General features: G+C 35.8%; 1 pseudogene. It reads left to right on the forward strand.

Annotated elements, in window-relative coordinates:
* Nucleotides 1-38 precede the first annotated feature (38 nt).
* Nucleotides 39-246 (forward strand): annotated as a pseudogene (locus AOA60_RS27595) (magnesium transporter); the annotation flags it as partial.

Raw genomic sequence — 246 nt, forward strand, 5'->3', positions numbered from 1 at the left:
TCATTACACTATCATCAGAAGAAAAAGTGTCTCACGTGATGGAAAGACTTCGTATAGAAGGTATGGATGCGGAGACTATTTACTATTTGTATGTGACTAATAAAGCAGAACAGTTGATTGGAATAGTATCATTGAGAGAATTAATAACTGCATCACCTGATGATAAAGTGGATCAAATAATGAAGGAACAAATCATATCTGTCTCCCCTTTGGCTGATCAAGAAGATGTCTCGGTAATCATTAAGG

It is taken from the genome of Pseudomonas sp. 2822-17 (assembly GCF_002742485.1).
Taxonomy (GTDB): Bacteria; Pseudomonadota; Gammaproteobacteria; order Pseudomonadales; family Pseudomonadaceae; genus Aquipseudomonas; species Aquipseudomonas cyclaminis.